The sequence below is a fragment of the Mycobacterium nebraskense genome (genome assembly GCF_002102255.1).
GTDB classification, from domain to species: Bacteria; Actinomycetota; Actinomycetes; order Mycobacteriales; family Mycobacteriaceae; genus Mycobacterium; species Mycobacterium nebraskense.
Map to the genome: position 1 here is coordinate 1 of NZ_LQPH01000045.1, position 5470 is coordinate 5470.

At 66.0% G+C, this 5470-nt stretch carries 5 protein-coding genes; all 5 read left to right on the forward strand.

The window, feature by feature from the left end; all coding sequences use genetic code 11:
* Positions 1 to 1021 (forward strand): type VII secretion-associated serine protease mycosin (gene mycP / locus AWC17_RS05080; RefSeq protein ID WP_085164371.1); only part of this gene is annotated, 1021 nt, incomplete at its 5' end.
* Entirely contained in the window at positions 1021 to 2613 is a 1593-nt protein-coding gene (gene eccE, locus AWC17_RS05085) for a type VII secretion protein EccE (RefSeq protein ID WP_047323686.1), read from the forward strand. The genes mycP and eccE, both read left to right, overlap by 1 nt.
* A gap of 21 nt (positions 2614 to 2634) precedes the next feature.
* A complete protein-coding gene (gene eccA / locus AWC17_RS05090; RefSeq protein ID WP_047323685.1) occupies positions 2635 to 4467 on the forward strand; it encodes a type VII secretion AAA-ATPase EccA in 1833 nt (610 codons plus the stop codon).
* Positions 4468 to 4531: 64 nt separating this feature from the next.
* Positions 4532 to 4915, forward strand: a complete 384-nt coding sequence (locus tag AWC17_RS05095) for a hypothetical protein (RefSeq protein ID WP_052955340.1) — start codon at positions 4532 to 4534, stop codon at positions 4913 to 4915.
* An 80-nt stretch (positions 4916 to 4995) separates the two neighbouring features.
* Positions 4996 to 5394 (forward strand): hypothetical protein, encoded by a 399-nt coding sequence (locus AWC17_RS05100; RefSeq protein ID WP_047323683.1) that lies wholly within the window; start codon positions 4996 to 4998, stop codon positions 5392 to 5394.
* The last annotated feature ends 76 nt before the right edge of the window (positions 5395 to 5470 follow it).

The window sequence follows — 5470 nt, forward strand, 5'->3', positions numbered from 1 at the left end:
ACCCCCGCCTCCGGGAGCCCCCGCGCCGCCGCCACCGCCGGCGCCGGCAGCGGACGGGTTTTCCGGGGTGGCCCCCGATGTGCAGGTCATTGCGATCCGGCAAAGCTCCAAAGCGTTTAGCCCCAAGGATGCCTTCGCCGGTAACCAGGACCCGGCCACCCGGCGCAAGGCCGGCGATATCCGCACCATGGCGCGCGCGATCGTGCATGCGGCCAACATGGGCGCCACGGTGATCAACATTTCGGAGGTGTCGTGTATGACCGCGACCGACATGATCGATCAGCGCGATTTGGGGGCGGCGATTCATTACGCCGCGGTGGACCGCAACGTAGTGATCGTGGCCGCGGCCGGCAACGTCGGCAATGAAACCGGTGTCGGTAACGACTGCAAGCAGAACCCGATTTATAACCCGTTGACGCCCAACGATCCTCGCGACTGGGCTGGGGTGACGACGGTGGCCACCCCAGCATGGTTCTCCGATTATGTGCTCACCGTGGGCGCGGTGGATTCCAGCGGCGCTCCGCTGGGCAGCAGCATGGCCGGGCCCTGGGTGTCGATCGCCGCGCCCGGTACCGACGTCGAAGGCCTCTCGCCGCGCGATGACGGGCTGATGAATGCCGTTGAGGGCAACAAGAACACGCTAGTCGCCCAGGCGGGCACATCGTTTTCGGCCGCACTGGTGTCCGGGGTGGCCGCGCTGGTGCGCGCCAAGTACCCCCAGTTGACCGCACATCAGGTGATCAACCGGTTGCTCGCGACAGCGCGGGCGCCAGCGCGCGGGGTGGATAACCAGGTCGGGCACGGCATCGTCGACCCGGTCGCCGCCTTGACCTATGACCTACCGCCTGGTGAACCTGTGGGGCCTCAGCACTTGGCGGCGCCGCTGGTGCTGGCACCGCCGAAGGTGGGCCGCGACATGACCCCGGTGTGGGTGGCCGCCGCCGGGGTCGGCGGGCTTGCGCTGCTGTGCTCGGTGGTACTGGGTTCAGCCGCCCTGATGCGTCGACGAGAGGGCCGGTGATGAAGTCAAATTTCCCGCTGAGTGTGGCTGCGAGCTGGGCGCGGGTCGTAGCGGTGTTCGTCGTCGACGTGGCGGTGATCGCAGCGGGCGCGGCCGCGGCGGGCCGCCCCGGCTGGTGGGTCGGTGTCGGGCTGACCGTGCTGATCACGGTCCTGGTGCTGCTGTGTTGGCGCGGTGCGCCGCTGCTGAGCCTGCTGTGGCGATCGGTGACCGGGCGCCGCCCGCGCGTCGGCGCCGCCGGCGAGCTGGCTGATTACGAGCGCCGCTTCGGGTCCGGGCCGGTCGGAATCCGCGCCGTGGGGCCACATTTGGTGGCAGTGGTCGCAGTCGACGGACCGCCGCATAGTCCCTCGGTGTTGGACTACCCGCGGGTGGAGTCCTTGGCGAAGCTGCCCCTCGAGGCGGTGGCCGCTGGGCTCGATCAGTTCGATGTGCACTTAGAAGGCATCGACATTGTCAGCGTGGGGGCGCGGCGTGCACCTAAAACGCATCACCCGTATGCGCCGGTGTATTCGGCCGAGGTGGGTGATCATCCCGCGGTCGGGCAGCGCCGCACGTGGCTGGTGGTGCGGTTCAACGCCTTGCAGAGTGCTAGGGCGATCGTGTGGCGCGAGTCGGTGGCAGCCACGATGAGCGCGGCCGCCGAATGGCTAGCAGCCGAGCTGACCAGCTTGCGTATCCCGTCACGGGTGCTCAGCGCCGCCCAGATCCGCGCCGCCGATGAGGCACTGCTGGCCGGTATCGACCCGACGGGCCTAGCGTCTGGATGGGGCCGGCTGCGCCATGCAGGCGGCTACGTGCAGACGTATTGGATGTCGCCAGGTGACATATCGAGTACTGCGATCGACCGGCTGTGGGCACCGGATACCGACGCCACCGCGGTTTCGGTCCAGCTGCGTCGTGCCGATAACGGGGCCACCACGGCGGGGGTGATGGTGCGCTACCACACCGGCGGCCCGCTGCCCGAGCCGCCGCTGACGGGCCTAAATCCGCTCGTCGGCCGCCACGACGCTGGGCTGGCCGCGGGTCTGCTGACCGCGGCCACCGGCGGGCTGAACCTGCCGGCCCGCGAGTTGGCCGCCGGGGAGAAGGTGGCGGTCCCGATCGGGGCAACGGGCATCATCGTGGGAACGACCGCCAGCGGGCATCCGCTGCTGGTGGATCTGCACGACCCCACCGAACTGGCGACGGTGACGATCGCCGGGGAGTTCGCGCTGCTGGTGCAGGTGGCGTTGCGGGCAGCCGCGACCGGATACCAGGTGCTGATTTGCACCAAGCAGCCGCAACGCTGGCAACAGGTCACCGGGGTCGGGCTGCAGATGGTGGGGGCGGCAGGCCTCGCTGAGCAGCTACCTCCGTCGCAGTACCCGTACGTGGTGGTCTATGACCGTGTCGGGGGCCCAACACCGGCGGGCGCGGCGGTCACCATACGCACCGTGGGTGCGCGCTCGGCCAGTGGCGCCGATATTCACATCGAGCAGGATGGTCGCGGCGCCGCGGTGATCCGCACGTGGGCATTTCAGTATCGGTTGCGGATCAACCTCGATTACGAGCGCCGCTTGATTGATGCCGGTCCCCGCCGGGCGGCCTAAACGGTTAGATTCGACATCACCATGACAGGTATCGAGGCAGAAACTCCGGCCCGCAGCGCATTTCGGCGAGGGCTGCTGGCATCGGGTATTGGTGTGGGCGGCTTAGTGCCCAGCCATAACCGTCAGGTGGCCGCCGAGATGTTCCGCACAGTCACCCGTGCCGAGCCAGGCGTGTGCGATGGCTGGATGGGCCGAGTGCTGGCCGGTGAGGACACGGTGGAGGTGCTGGCGGGGGCGTGGGCGGCCGCAGAAACCTTCGGCTGGGAGATCCGCCGTCTCGGCGTGCTGGGCGCCGATTTCCGCCCACTGGTCTTCGATGGCCTATTTTTGCAGCTGCCGATCGGGTCGGTGGATGCGCTGCGCGCCGCGTACGCCACGGTGCTGATCCGTGAAGCCAGCTACAGCCAAGCCGACGCGTTGGTGACTTCGACGGCCAAGCCGACCGATCCCTTCGACGCGGACATGCATACCTATGTGTGCGGGCTGCTGCATTTCCGCACGCAACGCTGGACCGATGTGTTGCGCCTGTTCCCGATCGACAAGCGTTGGTATCGGGCCGAATACGAGTGCGCGGCCACAGCGATGGCCACCACAGCGCTGGCATCACTTGGGGTGTTTGAAGATGCGTTTCGCCGCGGCGAGAGGGCCGCCGGCGATGACCGCGTGCCGCAGGCAGCCACCGTGACGCTCTACACCCAGGCGATGTGTCTTCGCCATCTGGGCCGCGAGGACGAGGCGGCCCAGCTGCTGCGCCGCGTGTATTCACGCGATCCGAAGTTCACCCCGGCCCGCGAAGCGATGGATGACCCCAGCCGGCGCCTGGTGCTCACCGACCCCGAAACCATTGAGGCTCGCACCGACCCGTGGGATCCCGACAGCGCCCCGAGTCGGCTAGAGACTGAGACGGCCCGTGATGCTGAGAAGGCGTCGGAATATTTGGCTGAGGGGCAAGCCGAGCTCGATGCCATGCTGGGCATGGAGACGGCCAAGCGCGAAATCAAACGCATCCGCTCCACCACGAAGGTCAATCTGGCCCGCTCTAAGGTGGGGCTGAGGGTGCCTGTGACCTCGCGGCACACCCTGCTGCTGGGCCCACCTGGGACCGGAAAGACCTCGGTGGCACGGTCTTTCACCAAACAACTGTGCGGGCTGAAGGTGTTGCGCAAGCCGCTGGTGGTGGAGACCAGCCGCGCCAAACTGTTGGGCCGCTACATGGCTGATGCGGAAAAGAACACCGAAGAAATGCTCGAGGGCGCCCTGGGTGGGGCGGTGTTTTTCGACGAGATGCACACCCTGCATGAACGTGGCTACTCCACCGGCGACCCCTACGGCAACGCCATCATCAACACGCTGCTGCTGTACATGGAGAATCACCGCGACGAGCTCGTAGTGTTCGGGGCGGGCTACGCCAAAGCCACCGAACGGATGTTGGAAGTCAATCAAGGTCTGCGCCGGCGGTTTTCGACCGTGATCGAGTTCCACAGCTACACCCCGCCAGAGCTGATCGAGCTGACCAAACTGATGGTGGGTGAAGACGAAGACGTGACTACCGATGAAGCCGTTGAGGTGCTGCGCCCAGACTTCGAGAGGTTCTATGCCGAAGAAACCCTCACTGCCGAAGGCGATTTGATCCGCGGCATCGACGTGCTGGGCAATGCCGGGTTCGTGCGTAACGTGGTCGAAAAAGCCCGCGATCACCGCAACGATCGCCTCGATACTGCCGAGCTCGATGACCTGCTGGCCAGCGACGACGTCGAAGTCACCGACGAGCAGCTGCTGCGGCTGCGCGAACTGACCCGCGAGGATTTAGCCGAAGGGCTGCGCGCCGCGGTCTCTGAAAAGCGCTCCGAGTAAGCCCGTGAAGCCGCGCAGCCGTCTTAGTGCGAACGACAGTGCGTTACTCGAGGCGCTGGTTCCGGTGGGCATCCTGGTGTCGCCCGACGAGATGATGAAGCTGGTGCCCATCGACGCCAGGGTCGTCGATGGGCACGTCGGCCCGTCCGCGGAATCCCTGACCGCCCAGCATGATCTCGTCTTCTGGTTCGATGCGGCCACAGGCTCGTTGCCGATCAACCGGATGGCCACGCTCAACTTGCATGCAGTGTCGAACTTTTCAATCAGGACCGTCCCACTGCTGCGCGGCGCCGTGCTGATCACGGGTATGTGCGCCGGTCACCCCGCGGGGCTGAGTTCGGCTCAGATCAAGGCTCTGCGCAACGAACACGAACCGGCGTGGCTCGCGGGATGGCTCATGCATATCCGCATTGAACAAGACACGCGGCGACGCCGACGTCATCGTTGAGCCCTTGCCCCGGGCGGCGTCACGGCCGGGCTGGCTGGCTACAGATAACTTGTCGGTCGTCTCTGCGACGATGACTGAGTATGGACACCATCGTGATAGCCACCGGAATGCCGTTTTTGCTGGCGTTCCTCGATCAGCACATCAATGAGGTTGTGCGGCTGTGGGAATCGTGGGTCGACTCTGGCGAATTGGTGCCGGCACGCTACGAACACAGTCAACGCGACGCGGTCATGCGGTTGCGTCCTGCCGTGCTGGGCGCCGTGGAATTTGTACCGAATGAGCCCGGCGGACGGCTTTTCCAGGACCGCGTGTTGTATACCCTGCCCGCCTTGGTCAGGGCCGATCAATCTGCGGATTTGGCCCCTGAACATTCCCACTACTGGACGCTGCAAATGAAGGGATTCGCGGCCACGCCGGAGCCGCTTGCCAAGGGCCGCACCGGTTTGGTGCTGGGGCATTGGGAGTTGGGCCGGCTTTAACCTCGATTTTGCATGGTAGTTGGTGTGGGCTGGGTCTGATGCCGAGTTGTGGTGCGGGGTGGTGATTTTCGTGTGG